This window comes from Arcicella rosea (genome assembly GCF_040543805.1).
Lineage (GTDB): Bacteria > Bacteroidota > Bacteroidia > Cytophagales > Spirosomataceae > Arcicella > Arcicella rosea.
In genome coordinates, this window is record NZ_JBEUMS010000005.1 from 105205 (window position 1) to 122075 (window position 16871).

General features: G+C 35.2%; 10 protein-coding genes. 3 read left to right on the forward strand and 7 right to left on the reverse strand.

Translation table 11 applies throughout. The features are described 5' to 3' along the window. Positions 1-351: 351 nt before the first annotated feature. The gene (locus ABID42_RS08175) at positions 352-1311 is read left to right on the forward strand and encodes a sugar phosphate isomerase/epimerase family protein (protein ID WP_367283222.1); all 960 of its coding nucleotides are present in this window, start codon (positions 352-354) and stop codon (positions 1309-1311) included. A gap of 70 nt (positions 1312-1381) precedes the next feature. Here the strand turns inward: ABID42_RS08175 and ABID42_RS08180 are convergent, their stop codons facing one another. The 5 genes from ABID42_RS08180 to ABID42_RS08200 form a co-directional block, all read right to left on the reverse strand. Then, positions 1382-2980, reverse strand: coding sequence for a glycoside hydrolase (locus ABID42_RS08180; protein WP_367283223.1), 1599 nt, complete (start codon positions 2978-2980; stop codon positions 1382-1384). Between the two features lie 96 nt (positions 2981-3076). Further along, positions 3077-4759, reverse strand: coding sequence for a RagB/SusD family nutrient uptake outer membrane protein (locus ABID42_RS08185; RefSeq protein ID WP_367283224.1), 1683 nt, complete (start codon positions 4757-4759; stop codon positions 3077-3079). 18 nt (positions 4760-4777) lie between these two features. Next, on the reverse strand, positions 4778-8203 hold the full coding sequence (locus tag ABID42_RS08190) for a SusC/RagA family TonB-linked outer membrane protein (protein ID WP_367283225.1): 3426 nt from the start codon (positions 8201-8203) through the stop codon (positions 4778-4780). Positions 8204-8394: 191 nt separating this feature from the next. Then, on the reverse strand, positions 8395-9498 hold the full coding sequence (locus ABID42_RS08195) for a FecR family protein (RefSeq protein ID WP_367283226.1): 1104 nt from the start codon (positions 9496-9498) through the stop codon (positions 8395-8397). 213 nt (positions 9499-9711) lie between these two features. Continuing rightward, on the reverse strand, positions 9712-10341 hold the full coding sequence (locus tag ABID42_RS08200) for an RNA polymerase sigma factor (protein ID WP_367283227.1): 630 nt from the start codon (positions 10339-10341) through the stop codon (positions 9712-9714). A 281-nt stretch (positions 10342-10622) separates the two neighbouring features. Here ABID42_RS08200 and ABID42_RS08205 point away from each other — a divergent pair, with 281 nt between their 5' ends. Then, positions 10623-11516, forward strand: a complete 894-nt coding sequence (locus tag ABID42_RS08205) for an AraC family transcriptional regulator (protein WP_367283228.1) — start codon at positions 10623-10625, stop codon at positions 11514-11516. Between the two features lie 46 nt (positions 11517-11562). Here ABID42_RS08205 and ABID42_RS08210 read toward each other — a convergent pair whose 3' ends face one another. Further along, positions 11563-13206 (reverse strand): GH39 family glycosyl hydrolase, encoded by a 1644-nt coding sequence (locus ABID42_RS08210; protein ID WP_367283361.1) that lies wholly within the window; start codon positions 13204-13206, stop codon positions 11563-11565. 159 nt (positions 13207-13365) lie between these two features. Beyond that, entirely contained in the window at positions 13366-13920 is a 555-nt protein-coding gene (locus ABID42_RS08215) for a helix-turn-helix domain-containing protein (RefSeq protein WP_367283229.1), read from the reverse strand. 546 nt (positions 13921-14466) lie between these two features. Between ABID42_RS08215 and katG the strand changes: the two genes are divergently transcribed. Beyond that, positions 14467-16713, forward strand: coding sequence for a catalase/peroxidase HPI (gene katG / locus ABID42_RS08220; RefSeq protein ID WP_367283230.1), 2247 nt, complete (start codon positions 14467-14469; stop codon positions 16711-16713). The last annotated feature ends 158 nt before the right edge of the window (positions 16714-16871 follow it).

The window sequence follows — 16871 nt, forward strand, 5'->3', positions numbered from 1 at the left end:
ATATACATTATAAGATTCGCCATTATCCACCAATCTATTTATTCTTATTATTTTTTCACAAAATAATAGTATTAATCAATGCAATTAAATACCATTTATGATTCATTATTTGCATTTTTTGATACTACATCTTAATGTTTAAAGAAATAATATTCCATTTAAAACATCTTTTTTTGTATAATTATTTCAATAAAAAGATTTAATATTTTGGTGATACTATATTTTTTTGTACTATTGTATCATAATGATAAAATAATATCAACAAGCATCCATTAGCGATGTTTTTATAAACAAAAGACAATCAATCAAAAACACAATAATACATTTTATTACTATTAATCCGATTATTACATGAACCAAAGAAGAGACTTTCTCAAGAAGATGGGATTGGCAAGTGCTGGCTTACTGATGGCACAATCAGATTTGCTCGCTGCACGTTCCTTTGCAAAGCCTAAGCAAATCGGCTTGCAATTGTACACACTTCGTGAAGAATTAGCGAAAGATGTAAAAGGAACCATCAGTAAAGTATCAAAAATTGGCTTCAACCATGTTGAAACTTTTTTTAATTACACAGGCGATGCAAGCAAAGATTTATTCTGGAATTTAAAAGCAACTGAGTTAAAACAATTATTATCGGATAATAATTTAGTAAGTCACAGTGGGCATTACCAGTTGAATGATTTCCTTACGCCCAACAATGGAAAGGATGATGCACTAAAAACCCAAATTGAACTTGCGGCAGCTTTAGGTCAAAAATATTTAGTTGTGCCAGTACCTCCGTTCGGTTTAATCGACAAAATGACTTTGGATGATTATAAGTTTATGGCAGCGCAATTCAACAAGGCTGGCGAACTGTGCCATAAAGCAGGCTTACAATTAGGTTATCACAATCACTTCTGGGAATTTAAAGTATTACAAGATAATAAGTCGGGTTATGAAGTATTGCTAGAAGAAACTGACCCAGCTTTATTGAGCTTTGAATTAGATTTGTTTTGGACTGTAAAAGCAGGAAAAAATCCAGTTGAATTGTTCAAAAAATATCCAAAACGCTTTGTGATGTGGCACGTAAAAGACATCGACAAACAATTTGCTAAAGCGGTATATCCTGATGCCAACAAGAAAGGTATTTTTGATACTTTGCGTGAAGTAAAATTTACAGAGGTAGGAACTGGAGCAGTGAATTTCAAAGAAATTTTCGCTCATAACAAAGACCTTGAATATATTTTTGTAGAACAAGACCAAATTTATAGAGAGGACAAATTTGAAAGTATTAAAATGAGTTACGACTATATCAAAGGAAATCTTATTTAAGATTTAAAGCAAAAAAGCATGTCATCAAAAATGGCATGCTTTTAATATTATTATCCAATTTTATTTAATACTACTCTAAATTTCCAACCAAAGTAATAATCGAGCGGGCTGGAACTGTAATCAACTGTTTAGTAGAGGTAGATGGCAAAGGCTTTAAATCTGCATCTTTAGAAGTAATGTAAGCTTTTACTGTACTTACTTTCATGTTTGAAAGCACAAGTTTCACATCAACAGGATTAATATCCGAGTTGATAACAACGGTAATCAATTGTTTTTGAGCAAGGTCTTTGTAAGATGAAACTTGGAATAAGTTATTCTGAGTATTTTCATTTTCAACTGTTGTGGCAATACGCTCTGCATTCGGACGAACGAAACGACTAAAATTACCGAAAGCCCAAAGCATTTTACTTGCACTAAAGTTTCCGTCTGTTTTATTTTTGTCAATGTAAATCAATCCGTCTTTATAATCATAAGGCGAAATTGATAACCACCAATGCCATGCTGTAGCATTGCCATTGACTAAATCGTTGTGAATTGTTCTGGCAACATACAAAGCGGGGTCGATACCAAGGTCTTTTTTATTGCCATCCATTTCGCCAGCGTTATCGCCCAAAATACAATATTCCGACATCCAGTATTTTAGGTTAGGAATCGTGGCAACACGTTCAGCCAATAATTTTCTTTTATCACGAGCTTGCAAAAATGGTGAACTCGTAAAATAACTATGTCCCGAAATGGCTTTTTCAAGATTCGGTAAATTTCCAACATAATTAGAAGAACTTGCTTCAAAAAAGTCTGTGATTTGATAGCCTTTCACAAGATTATCTTTCGCATACAAAAAGTTTAATTCCCCCGCTTCAGCAATATTGATTTTAGTTGAAAGATTTGCTTTCAATAAGCTTGTACTCAACGAACGAGTAATACCTGCAATTTCAGTATTGTTAAAAGGAGTACCTTCTTGTCCGCCATCGCTCCACTCCCACTGAGGCTCATTCACTGGACTTACGTAATCAAACAGAATTCCTGTTTTATCTTTCACACCTTTGATAACAGTCGCCAAAAAATTAGCGAAAGTATCAAATTTATCCACACTTAGGTTCGACTTACCGTTACTTGCGTACGCTTTTTTATTAACAGTAAATTGAATCGGTGGTGAATTGGTGAACGCTAAAAAGTTTTTTACATTTCTTTGTTTTGCAGCATTCAGAAACCAAATTTGTCCAGCTTGTCTATCCCAATGATAACTTCCATCATTATCAAGAAAGGATTCTGCTCTTCTCCATTCGTCTTTGATTCCACTATCGTCGCCAACAGCTGCACTTCCAGCTCCAATATTAAATCGCCATAAAGATAAGCCTATGCCTTTTGGCTGTCCGTTGGAAGTTGTATCCTGACTAAATAATAAATCGGCAATGCCATTTTTTTTACTTTCGGGCCAGTTTCCAACAAATTGACAAGACCATGCGTCCGAAGCTCCAAAATGTTCAATGGTTTGAAAGGTTTTTGCTCCATCAATGCTAATGTTTACTTGTTTGTTTTCCTGTGCTTTTACATTATCTGGAACTACTTGAGCTTTTGTACAGCTAAAAAGTAAAAACAGAAAAATATAAGCCATCAGCCATTTTCTTAGCAAAAATGATTTGCTTACTTTAAAAGATGTTCTTATCATGCTTTCGAGGTATGTTTGAATAAAAAGATAGAATGAGACACCAATATAGAAAGAAACCCTTTCATTCAAGTGATTTTAAATGAAAGGGTTCTATGATTAATAACCGCTCGTTTGTGTTAATTTTCCATTAGAAGCTTGAATTTCAGCTCTTGGAATTGGCAAGAAATTATGTTTCTCTTCAAAATGACGACCCGATAAAGCTTCTTTTCTGTTATAAGTAAGCGTGGTACCATTTCTCACAACTTCAATACCATACGCAGGAACGTTTTCAGTAACATTTGCAATTTTCCAACGACGAACATCATAATAACGGTGTTCTTCAAAAGCTAATTCTACCTGACGTTCACGACGAATTACTTCACGCATTTGTGTTTGTGTTAAACCTGCTTGAAGTGCCGGCATATTTACACTTGGTCTTTTTCTGATAGCATTAACGGCATCGTAAACACTTTGGTCTGGACCAACTGCTTCGTTTTGTGCTTCTGCGTAGTTTAACAGAATTTCAGCATATCTAAAGTAAATCCAAGGCTGAGTACCTGCAACATCCCAAGGATTATCAATTGGCAAATTATCATTCATGTATTTCTTTAAATAATAACCAGTTTTAGAAGTATTCCAGTTTGATGGTCCATCCTTACTGTCTTTTCCACCCGGTAAATAAGATTGAACCGTATTTGTTCTATAACCCGCATTATTATAAAGAATCGTCATATAAAAACGTGGATCACGATTGGTGTATGGGTCTTGACTATTATAACCAGAAGTTGGTTCAGTAATAGGTTTACCATTGTTCATTTCGTAAGCATCTACCATGTTTTGTAAAGGCACATTTCCACCCCAACCGCCATAGCTGTTTGGTGCATTTGAAATTTCTAAACATACGTGGCGAGCACCTTGTGTATATAATCTCTCAAAAATGATTTCTGGATTGTTTTCTGCCGTTAAAAATAGCTTATCATAACCATTTGTATAAAGGCTGTATTTACCCATATCCATTACATCTTTGGCTGCTTTTGCAGCGGCTTGCCAGTTACCACTATTATACAGTGGACTCGCTGCGTACAATAACAAACGTGCTTTTAAAGCCAATGCTGCCCCTTTTGTAGCTCTGCCCAACTGCCAATTGTTGCCATTATCTCTTGGTAAAAGCGTGCCTGCTTCATCCAATTCAGCTACTACGTAATCGATACAATCTTTAATAGACGATTTTGTATAAATGTCGGCATTGGCTAAATCTTCTCCTAATTCCATTACTTTATCTTTCATCAAAACCACACCACCGTAGTTACGAATAAGGTCTTGATAACGGAAAGCTCTTAAAAACTTCAATTCGCCTTTCAATCTATTTTTCTGAGTAGCACTCATTGGTACTTTATCAAGGTTTGATAAAGCATAATTAACGTCACGAATACCACGGTAGCTTCTTCCCCAAATCGTACCCGCAATTCCTGTATTTTCTGGCGCTAATTGTCCTCTTTGTACTAACCAAGTATTGTCATCGTTATTATAAATTGACTCGTCGGTCAATGAAGACCATAAGGCATATTCAAAACCTCTACCAAAACCAGGAGGAGTACCTTCGGCTTCTTTTTCGGTAAGTCGCACGCCAACATAACGGTTAATTACATAAGATTCAAACAAAGAAGAATCTGAAAGAATAGACGCATCAGATACTCTATCGGTTGGTACTACATTCAGGAAGTCATTTTTACAAGCATTTACAGAAAGGAAAATCCCTGTGGCAATGACAAATATTGATATTATTCTTTTTGATTTCATGGTCGATAATTTTAAATATTAAAACTTAACATTTACACCGAGATTGATAATTCTCTGTTGTGGATAGAACTGTCCACTGTTACTGTTTCCTTCAGGGTCATAATCTTTTACACCTGTAAGTGTCAGCAAGTTGAAAGCATTCGCATAAATACGTACTTGTTGTAATTTTATCGAACTTAACAATGTTTTTGGAAGCGTAAAACCAACCTCAACATTTTTCAAACGAACAAAAGAAGCATCATTCAACCAGAAAGTATTATTATATAAGCCACCATTGATAGATGAAGAAGCTCTAGTATCTACACGTGGATAAGTACCATTTGGATTTGATGGACTCCAACGGTTATCAGCCCAACTGCTGTAGAAATTCCCTACTTGTCCAGATTCAGGTAAAACGTATTGACTTACATTGGTTTGTCCAGAAACAACACATGAAAAATCGAAGTTTTTATATCCTGCATTAAACACTACACCATAAGTAATTTGTGGTACGTTACCGTATTCCGTTCTGGTTTGGTCATCAGCTGTGATTTTTCCGTCTTTGTTGTAATCTTCCAAAATCAAATCTCCTAATTGTGCTCCTGCAACGTGAGGATAAGTATCTAACTCAGCTTTTGTTCTGAAAATACCAATTGCTTTATATAATTGATAAGTATAAAGTGGGCGACCAGTCTGGCGTTGATAATCCAAAGCACCAGCGGCTTCGTCAATAAAAATTACTTTACTTTTAGCATAAGTAAAATTGGCAGAAATATTGTATCTAAATTCTCCAGCATGGCTATAACCCAAACTTGTTTCAAAACCACTGTTATTTACTTTACCGATGTTCTCGTCAGGCACTAAAGTTCCTGAGCCATAAGGATTCACAATTCCTGATACATTAGGAATCGAAGCATTTCTGGTAGCAAGAATATTTGAACGTTGTTGTTGGAAATAGATAAATTCTAAAGTAATATCTTTGAAAACAGTAGTATTCAAGCCTAAATCCATCTTTTTCGCTGTTTCCCAAGTAATATCTGGGTTCGCTAATTTCGTTAAATCAATTCCTGAATGAATTGTATTTGCGCCAATCACATAATTATTACTGAACGAGTAATTATTATAATATTGGAACTGACCAACGTTATCATTTCCTAACGAACCATAAGAAGCTCGTAATTTCAAATCATTTACTTTATCAGTTTTAAACCAAGGCTCTTCAGAAACTCTCCAACCTACCGATACCGAAGGGAAGAAACCATATTGTTTTCCTTCAGGGAAAATTGAAGAACCATCAACACGCATCTGCACTTCTCCAAGATATTTTTCATTGAAATTATAAGCAATTCTACTGATATAACTTTTTCTAGTAAAGTTGTAGCTACTTCCATAATTGTTTTTGTCGGTTGCAGCCGCACCACCTTGCGATAATTCAGGCGTTGAAACAGTAGGATAATTGATTCTTGAAGCACCAAATCTTTGTTGTGAATTTTTACTTTGCTCGTAAGCTACAAACGTTGAAAGATTGTGTTTGCCAGCATGTAATTCATAGTTCAATTTAATATTTTGAACCATCGAAGAAGTATTTGTTTCATCTTGGCTCAAAGTTGCTGCACCCGCAGAACCACCTGTAATTACTCTATTATAGACATTATTATTTTTGTCATAAGAATACAAAGGATACGGAGTACTGAAAGATTTTGAGAAATTATAAGATCTATCAGCCGAATAGAATCCGTCGATACTTACTCCTTTTACAAAAGGAAGTTTATAACTTGCTCTTAAAATACCATTGAAAACAGTTGTTGGGTTCGAATTGATTCCACCTGCTGAAGTACCTAAAACTACTGGATTATTATTTTCAACACCAGTTGATGGCAAGCCATTTGGATATACCGAAACAACTGTTGGATATGCTCTATAAATAGAACGGAAAATATTACCAGCACCAGAAGTAGGATATTGTCTGTCTTCCTGACGACCTGCCAATGATAAGCTTACCTTGAAATTATCAGTAATACTAGCTTCAACGTTCGATCTGAAATTATACTGTTTGTACTGCGTAACGCCATTTCTGTATAAACCATCTTGGTAAATTGTTCCAAGTGACAAGTAATATTTGGTATTATCCGTTCCACCATTGATACTTAAACTATGCTGATTTTGTAAAGCAACACTTTTCAATGTTTCTTTTTGCCAGTTGGTATTTGGGTAATTAATTGGGTCTGAACCATTTCCAAATTTAGTGATTTCATCTGCACTATAATGCTGATTCATTCCACCTGCTGGATTATTATAATAATCGATTTCGTTCAAGATTGTTGCATAAGTAGCCGCATTCGCCAATTTTGGCAAACGAGTAGGTGAACTCAAGCCTTGATTAAAGCTGTAAGAAATCGTTGGTTTTCCTTTTCCTCCTTTTTTAGTTGTTACAAGGATTACTCCATTTGCCGCTCTACTTCCATAAACAGCCGCCGAAGCATCTTTCAAAATTGAAATACTTTCTACATCATTTGGGTCTAAACGCTCTAAACCACCAATTTGTCCGGGTACTCCATCCACTACAATCAATACATCATTGTTCCCAGTAGAAGCAAAACCTCTTACCGTATAGCTTGAACCGTCATAACCAGGTTCTCCACCTCTGTTGTTTGCCACAAAACCAGAAAAACGACCAGCCAAAGAGTTTGATAAATTGGGCTGTGGACTTTTCACAATTTCAGAACCTTTTACTTCAGAAACCGAACCCGTTAAAGTTACTTTTTTCTGTGTACCATAACCCACAACAACCACTTCTTCCAATGAACGAACATCTACTTTCATGCTAACGTCAACAACTATACGCTTTCCGATAATTTGCTCTTGTCTGTCGTAACCTACAAAGCTAAAAACCAATGCTTCAGCATCATCGGGTACGGTAATAGAATACTTACCATTGCTATCTGTTGAAGTTCCTCTTTGGGTTCCTTTGATGCTAATATTTACACCCGGTAAAGGTTCACCTTTTTCCGAATCCACTACTTTTCCAGTAATTGTACGTTCTTCCTTCACTAATATGTCAGAAGTAATTGGGTCTTCATTAACAAACGAGACCGAAAGCGAGGGATTGGCATTTAAGATAATTTGTCCACCCAGTACTTTATAACCTACATTCATAGGTTTCAAAAGTGCTTCTAATACTTCTGATAAACGTTGTTCTGAAGAAGTAATATTTAACTTTCTATCCGCTTTAATTGCCTTTGAACTATACACAAATTTTACTTGAGCCTGCTGTTCAATCTTCTCCAGCACGTCTCTAAGTTTTATGTTTACTGCTTTTATTGTAATGGATTTATTCAAGAATTCTTGTGCCTTTGTATCAAAGCCATAAGAAAAACTTGTAAAGACCATCGCCAAGGCAATTTGTATTACCGAAATTTTCATAGCAATCAGTAGCATCCTACTGTTTTGTCGATTTTTTTTCATAATTTGGACTGTTTTGTTAATTTTTCACATTTTTAGCATGACAATATTTGCCCATCGCTCTCTCAGAGCGTAGGTAATTCCTAAGGTTTGGCAATGGTGCGAACATTGCTAGACCTTTTTTTGTAATAAAATGTTTACTTTTTCATTTGAGAAATTTTTATGGTTGATTGTTATTGGACTGAATATTAAATTTAAAGTGAGTCACAGCCTTGCCCATTGATGAGTATCACTGTTCCTTTGATTTCGTAATTTCCATTAATTGCCGTACAAATAATTTCTAATTGTGTATGCAATGGCTGTTTTCTGATGTCTGCCGTAAACGGACAATCATATAATTTTTCATTCTCTACTTCAATACGAATGCCGTAAATCATTGAAATTTTTTCTAATACTTCCGAAAGTGGCGTATCGTGAAATTCAAAAATATTTGCATTGTCTTGCTCAGCAGCAATTTGTGGCTGTGGATTATCAATCAAGCCCGTCACAAAATGATGTTGTCCTTCGTAAAAAGTAACTTTATGATTTGGAGATAGCACGACTCCACTATTTGGTTGCGTATTTTTCTCAAAAACTGAAACTTTACCTGTAATTACTTCAACTTGTACGTTGCTTTCTTTGTTCGGTGCTTTCACGAAAAAGCTTGTTCCTAATACTCTGGTGACAATCTCGCCAGCATGAACTAAAAAAGGTTTATTAGGATTTTTTGCAATGTTAAAAAAAGCATCGCCCGTTAAATATACTTCCCTTTTGTCTGCTTCAAATTTTACTGGATAACTTACTCTACTATTTTGATAAAGTGTAATTTTACTTCCGTCACTCAGTTTTACCAATAAAGGTTTTTCATCTTCATTAATTTTTTCGATTAATTGTATTTTAGAAGATGCCACCATTGATTCATACATCGGTGCAGAGTTACCTTTTTCATTATACTGTTGATAAAATAGCCAAGAAACACCTAAACCAATTGTCAAAATTGCAGCAACTTTTATCCAATTTGCCCAAGGTAGTCGTTTTGTTTTTCCTTTACTTTTTTCTTGTAAATCAATCTGCTGAATTTCATCCATCATCACTTTCACATGACTTTCAATCTTTGAAGATGAGATTTCTTTAAACGGTTTTACTTTGATAGATAAAATCAAACTTTTCGCTTCGTGAAGTATGCGTTCTTTAGACGGATTAGCAATTAGCCAAGCCTTCCAGAAAGCATTATTTTCTGCATTGGGATTTTTTACCCATTGCACAAAATACTCATCCAGCAAAAAATCTTCTATTTCAAAATTGTGATATTCTTTCATTTCCATATTATCAAACTCAACACATACGCTTTATTGATAATATGCAAGTGGCTATTGGTATCTACTGTAATAATTATAAAATTTTATAAAAAAATATAATTAAATGTTTATTAATAGTTTTCACCATCGTTGTAAACAACTTATAATCAAATGATTAATGAACCAAATGAAGCATTTTCGAAGTGTAAAAAAATATATAAATTTAAAATGAAATTATATAACACGCCAAGCAAAAAGCAGTAAAATGCAATTTACGTATTCGTTTGGCCATTCAGTTCTGAGCTTTCGGAGGGCTTCGTATAATAAATTATAAACCGACTGACGGTTCACGCCAAGTACTTCTGCAATTTGCTCGTTGCTCAGGTTTTGATAGAATTTTAAATAAACCGCCTCTTTTTGTCTTTTCGGCAATTTATTCAAAAGCATTTCCATTTTTCCGATTTGCTCGCTTGAATGTTCTTGTTCTATCAGTTGAGTTTCTACCGAAAAATCTACCATAAAATGATAATCATCCGAAGCTTCTTCATGTTGAGCAAACCACTTTTTGTACTCTCTAAAAATTCTTCTTCTAAGTGATTTCAACAAATAATATTTCACAAAATCCGTTTCGCCAAGTGTAGCACGGCGAAGCCAAATTTCCATAAAAACATCTTGAATGCAGTCTTTAATATAATCTTCATCAGGCACAAGGCGAATTCCATAACTAAAAAGTACTTTATAAAAGTCAAGCATTAGTGTCTCAAAAGCAGTTTCATCACCACTTTTGATTTTTAACCAAAGCGTAATCGCCTTGGCATCTAAAGAGCCTTCATTTAATGGAATATTTTGCTGATAAATCTTCATTAATAGTAACTACGCTTTCATTAAAAGCTTCAGTTGGAGGAGAAATAGTTACTCAAAACTGATATATTTAATTGTACAGAAACAAAAATCAAGGGAAATAATTGAAAAAAAATACTCAATACAAACAATTTTTAAGCTTTTAATAAAGACTAAGTTCCCTAAATTACGTTTCAATTCTAATTGACAAATCTAATTAAAAAAAAATTATAATAATTATTTTCTAATAATAAATAGTATTTATTCCTGTTTTAAAGGTTTGGGAGAATTTCGTACATTTATACATGAAACAATTTCGGCAATATTTTACTTTCGCTTCCAATAATACTGCTGATACTTTAGGTATCAATGTGCTGAACCTTGGGCATAATATTCACCCTGCCAATAAACCATATCCAGATATTCAGCATCCTGATTCTTATTATTTCGAATGGGAAAAAGGAAGAAGTTTGAAGGAATATCAAATCATTTATATTTCTAAAGGAGAAGGTTATTTTGAAAGTAACGGTTTACCGCCACAATTGATTGAAAGTGGAACGATAATCTTACTTTATCCCGGTATTTGGCATCGTTTTCGACCAAAGGAAGAAACAGGTTGGGAAGAATATTGGGTAGGTTTTTCGGGTGCTTATGCTAAATATTTGCTTGAACAGGAATGTTTTAATCCACAAAATCCGATTATAAAAGTGGGTTTTAACACAGAATTCTTAGAAACATTTTCAAGATTTATAGCCTTGGCAGAAGTACAGGAAGCATCATATTTAAAGCTTTCTTCCTTTTTACTTATTCAATTATTGGGTATTGTTTATACTTCTGTATTATTATCAAACCAAAAGAAATCTAGGAAAGAGGAAATAATTGACCAAATCAGAAATGAAATTCACCGAAAATGGAATAATCACATTGATTTTGAGGAGTTGGCACAAAGTAATAATCTTAGCTATGTTTGGTTTAGAAAAACCTTTAAAGAAGTACTAGGAACATCGCCCAACCAATATCATTTACTTTTGAAACTCAGAAAAGCTGAACAAATCATTCAAGATTCCAACCTTACTCTTTCTGAGGTAGCCTATCAATGCGGTTTTGAATCAGAATTTTATTTTTCAAGAATCTTTAAGAAGAAAATGAATTATAATCCTTCTGAAATTCGGAAGAAAAACATTTCGACTTGCCCTTAAGGAACAAGTCGAAATGTTTCACTGATGAAAAAATAATATGCTCAAATCACCATTTAAAATGTAAAAACGATACTCCTTGTCTCGGAAGTTTCATTTTGATTTGAGCTTCCCCATTTTTAGGCGTTATCCATTCTGGAGAAGTAAGCAATTGTAATTGTCCTGCTTTTTCGAGTATCGCAATCTGTTCAGCTGTAGGTTGTTTAGGTGAACCCATCGTCTTCCAAACTTCATAAGCATTACTATTTTCTTTATCAATACGATAATGCAATAAGGCTACTTTACCAGTAGGTAATCCTTTTATTGATATTTCCACAGAAGCATCTGGCGCAGGAATATTATCATCATGATAATTCCATACCATCACTCCTGCTGAATTTGTACTTTTAGAAGCCAAGGCATTAATATCGGCAGCATCTCTAACACTTTGGTCTCTAACTTTTTTGAAATCATAAGCTAAATTTTGATTTACTTCTACACGATTCCCTTCCATCATACCAAACATACGGAATACATTTAGTACAGGTTTATCAACACCATTAGTAGCCAAATCTCTGAAACCACGGAACCACGCTTGGTCTTCAAATTCAAATGACCAAGAAACAGCACCTAGCAAATTTACACCTCTAGCTTCTGCCAATTCGTATTTTCTAGCAAATGAAGCAGCTGTATAACTAGAATACATCGTCCCGTTGCGATAAGCATTTTGTGGATGCAAATCTTCTGAACAAGCGGCACAACCTTCTGGGTCTGATTCTCCAATGATAATCGGTAATTTCTTTAAACTTGGATACGACGCCACAATCTCAAAGCCTTTGTCAAGGTCACGGAGTTGTGTGCCCATGTTCATTTGTACATGTCCGCTCACAACTTTTGGCGCACCTTTGGCATGATAAGTAATAAAATCAATCGGAGAACCCGTTTTACCCGTAGCATAGTTTTTACCTTTAGTTACATGGTCTAAAAAAGTCTTCAAGAAAGTAGCCGATTTATCCCATGCTGGACCTGTTACTTCTGGTCCACCAATTTTGGCAGTTGGCAAAGCACGCTTTACAGCATCTGCCGAATAATCGTACAACTTGATATACTCTTCGGTTGTACCTTTCCAGTAGCCAATGTTTGGTTCGTTCCAAAGTTCCCAATACCAGCTTTCTACCTCTTTTTTTCCATATTTTTCTACCGAATGTTTCACCCATTGGTAAACCAATTCAGCCCATTTGTTATAGTCGTTTGGTGGATATGCCCAACCCGTGTAAATATCATTGTAATTATCTCCTGGTTTCCAGTAATGACGATACGGCTTTGGATGACTTGAAAGTGCTTCGGGCATAAAGCCAATCTGAGCAATGGGTTTCATGCCACGTTCGATGAAAGTATCAAAAATTTTATCAACGATAGTCCAGTCGTAAACAGGATTTCCATTGGCATCTTCGGTATAAGCGTTGGTAGAACCCCACTTCAAAGCAGCCGTTCCGTCACCCGTTACCAATAAACTATGTACTCTTACATAAACTGGTACTTTACTTAATTGCGAGATTTCTGTCAGCAATTTTTTGCCGTCTTTCATATAAGTATAGTTGGGTTCGTCGTAGCCAAACCAAGCCCATATTGGTTTCATGGGTGCTTTAGTTTTCGACAAATCAACCTGAATTGACACAGGAGCTTGTTCCTGCGCAAATACTGGAACAGACATCGCCACAGATTGGGCTGCCAACAACAGCAATAATGATGTTTTTTTCAAGTGCATTTTATTGATTTAAAAATGTTAATATTTTAATGATATGGTTTATGTATAATTCTTGATAATCCGGCGTTAACGATTTGTTGAAAGCAGTAAAATATTAGTGTTCATCTAAACGAAAATATCTAAATAATGTACTTCATCAGAAATTGGCATAATCCCATGTTTTTGCAAACAGTTGAAGTATAGACTGTCGCCTGTTTTCAGATGGTAATCAATCTCGCCAACAGTCATTTTCATTTCCCCACTGATGATATAAATAAATTCTTCGCCTTCGTGCTGTAAAAGATGTGGCTTTACTTCTCCTTTTCGTGCAACGAACAACATTGGTTGCATTTTTTTCTGGTGATATTCTTGCCCGAAAGGATAAAAGAAATAACCTTTTTCAGTTTGTCTGAGATTATCTTCTGCCTTTTGCTTGGTCGTGAGTATAGCATTTAAAAATGCCTCGGTTTCCAATAAACTCGAAATATTGGTACCCAAAGTATGAGCAATTTTAATCAATGCCGCTACCGACGGTACTGTTTTATTATTTTCAATTTTCGAAATCATGCTTTTAGACAATTCACTGCCATCAGCAACCTCTTGCAAGGTTCTTTTTTGATTATTCCTTAATATCCGAATACGGTCTCCGATATTCATTGCATTTGTTTCTTCCGATGCCATAAACTTCAACTTTGTTTAATTATATATTATATTGTTTACTTTAATTCAACAGAGTTGAATGCAAATATATGTTATTATCCATTAATAATACATTTGTTCAATTATTATTTTAAGTTTTGGATACAGCGATTCTTAGCAAAAAGGGAAAAATACTTTGACTGAAAATATACAAGGAGCATTTTTTCATAGAAATCTTCGTCGATATTTTTCTTGCTGATAAAATTATTGGCGAAGCTCTCATATAATGTTAGGTCTTAAAATATTCTAAGAACAATTGAAACACTGAAGTATTCAGCAAACAACTTACTGGTTATCAATTGTATAATTAAAAATTACAGATTTAAAAATTTTATTACAAAGCCTTTAAATAGTTTTTATTTATAATATTATAAAAACTATTGATTTGTTTTATAATAACCAGCCTTGTAATTTTGAAGAACAAATCTTAAAAGATTAATATATAATCTTTGATATTTTATTTATAACTTAAAAGTATAAAAGCGAAATATTAACATTCATCATTATAATAATACAAAATCTATAAAAATGGAACAACATTCATCTTCTAACGCATCACATCACAGTTCTAATGGGGAAGCAAAATGCCCATTCCATCATGGAGCAGCGGCACCAGTTAAACAAAGTGCTGGTGGTGGTACAAGAAATCAGGACTGGTGGCCAAATCAGTTGAGATTGAACATTCTTCGTCAACATTCATCATTGTCAAATCCGATGGGGAATGATTTCAACTATGCAGAAGAATTTAAATCACTTGATTTAGCTGTTTTGAAGCAAGAAATCTTCGCTCTAATGACTACTTCGCAAGATTGGTGGCCAGCAGATTATGGTCATTATGGTCCATTTTTTATCCGTATGGCTTGGCACAGTGCAGGTACATATCGTATCGCTGACGGTCGTGGTGGTGCTGGTGCTGGAACGCAACGTTTTGCTCCACTAAATAGCTGGCCAGACAATGGAAACCTAGATAAAGCTCGCTTATTACTTTGGCCAATCAAGCAAAAATATGGTAGAAAGATTTCGTGGGCTGACTTAATGATTTTGGCTGGAAACTGTGCTTTAGAATCAATGGGCTTTAAAACTTTTGGTTTCGGTGGCGGACGTGCAGATATATGGGAACCAGAAGAAGATATTTATTGGGGAACAGAAGGAAAATGGTTGGATGACAAACGTTATTCTGGCGACCGTGAATTAGAAAACCCGCTTGCAGCCGTTCAAATGGGACTTATCTATGTAAATCCAGAAGGTCCAAACGGAAATCCAGACCCAATTGCAGCTGCTCGTGATATTCGTGAAACATTTGGTAGAATGGCGATGAACGATGAAGAAACTGTTGCTTTAATTGCTGGTGGACATACTTTTGGAAAGGCACACGGTGCGGCTGATCCAAGTAAATACGTTGGTCCAGAACCTGCTGCTGCAAGTATTGAAGAACAAGGTTTAGGTTGGAAAAATACTTATGGTACAGGTAATGCTGGCTATACAATTACAAGTGGTTTGGAAGGTGCATGGTCAACAACACCAACGAAATGGAGTAATAATTATTTCTGGAATTTATTCGGTTACGAATGGGAATTAACCAAAAGTCCAGCGGGTGCACATCAATGGATTCCAAAACATGGTATGGGTGCTAATACTGTTCCTGATGCACACGACCCATCGAAACGCCATACTCCAATCATGTTTACGACAGATATTGCCTTGAGAATGGACCCAATCTATGAGCCTATTTCAAGACGTTTCTTCGAAAATCCTGATGTTTTTGCTGATGCTTTCGCTCGTGCATGGTTTAAATTAACACATCGTGACATGGGTCCTAAAGTACTTTACTTGGGCAATGAAGTTCCGACAGAAGAATTAATTTGGCAAGACCCAGTTCCAGCAGTAACACATGAATTGATTGATGCAGAAGATGTGAAGGCTTTAAAAGCTAATATTTTAGCATCAGGATTATCAGTATCTGAATTAGTATCAACGGCTTGGGCTTCGGCTTCTACTTTCCGTGGTTCTGATAAACGTGGTGGTGCAAATGGCGCTCGTGTTCGTTTAGCTCCACAAAAAGATTGGGCAGTTAATAATCCTACTCAATTGGCAAAAGTACTTCAAACACTTGAGAGTATTCAAGGTGAATTTAACGATATTCAAACTGGTGCGAAAAAAGTTTCATTAGCAGACCTTATCGTTTTGGGTGGCTGTGCAGGTATCGAACAGGCAGCTAAAAATGCTGGTTATGAAATTACTGTACCATTTACGGCAGGACGCACAGATGCTTCGCAAGAACAAACTGACGTTGATTCATTCTCTGTACTTGAGCCAATTGCAGATGGTTTCCGCAATTATACTAAGAAAAAATATACCATTTCAGAAGAAGAAATGTTGGTTGATAAAGCGCAACTATTAACCCTTACTATTCCTGAAATGACAGTACTTGTAGGTGGTATGCGTGTATTAGATACGAATTTCGACCATTCTCAACATGGAATATTTACCAAGAATAGCGGTGCTTTAACAAACGATTTCTTCTTAAACTTACTTGATTTAGGTACTACTTGGAGAGCTACTTCTGACGCACAAGATGTATTTGAAGGTCGTAATCGTTTTACGGGCGAACTTAAGTGGACGGGTACTCGTGCAGATTTAATTTTTGGTTCAAACTCAGAGCTTAGAGCAATCGCAGAAGTTTACGGATGCACTGATTCTCAAGAAAAATTCGTTAAAGATTTTGTTGCAGCTTGGACGAAAGTAATGAATCTTGACCGCTTTGATGTAGTATAATAATTAGTCAAATAAACGTGAGTCCATCCAGAATTTTAAAATCATAAAAAAGCAGTCGAAATTAGTTTTTCGACTGCTTTTTTATGATTGATGAGACCGAATTCCTAAACTCATTATTCCAAAGAAAAATCGGGATGACTCATATTTATGATAAAATA

Excerpts from the sequence above, each read along its gene's own strand:
- ABID42_RS08175 (WP_367283222.1), top strand. The coding sequence starts at position 352 with ATGAACCAAAGAAGAGACTTTCTCAAGAAGATGGGATTGGCAAGTGCT.
- ABID42_RS08180 (WP_367283223.1), bottom strand. The coding sequence starts at position 2,980 with ATGATAAGAACATCTTTTAAAGTAAGCAAATCATTTTTGCTAAGAAAA.
- ABID42_RS08185 (WP_367283224.1), bottom strand. The coding sequence starts at position 4,759 with ATGAAATCAAAAAGAATAATATCAATATTTGTCATTGCCACAGGGATT.
- ABID42_RS08190 (WP_367283225.1), bottom strand. The coding sequence starts at position 8,203 with ATGAAAAAAAATCGACAAAACAGTAGGATGCTACTGATTGCTATGAAA.
- ABID42_RS08195 (WP_367283226.1), bottom strand. The coding sequence starts at position 9,498 with ATGAAAGAATATCACAATTTTGAAATAGAAGATTTTTTGCTGGATGAG.
- ABID42_RS08200 (WP_367283227.1), bottom strand. The coding sequence starts at position 10,341 with ATGAAGATTTATCAGCAAAATATTCCATTAAATGAAGGCTCTTTAGAT.
- ABID42_RS08205 (WP_367283228.1), top strand. The coding sequence starts at position 10,623 with ATGAAACAATTTCGGCAATATTTTACTTTCGCTTCCAATAATACTGCT.
- ABID42_RS08210 (WP_367283361.1), bottom strand. The coding sequence starts at position 13,206 with ATGTCTGTTCCAGTATTTGCGCAGGAACAAGCTCCTGTGTCAATTCAG.
- ABID42_RS08215 (WP_367283229.1), bottom strand. The coding sequence starts at position 13,920 with ATGGCATCGGAAGAAACAAATGCAATGAATATCGGAGACCGTATTCGG.
- katG (WP_367283230.1), top strand. The coding sequence starts at position 14,467 with ATGGAACAACATTCATCTTCTAACGCATCACATCACAGTTCTAATGGG.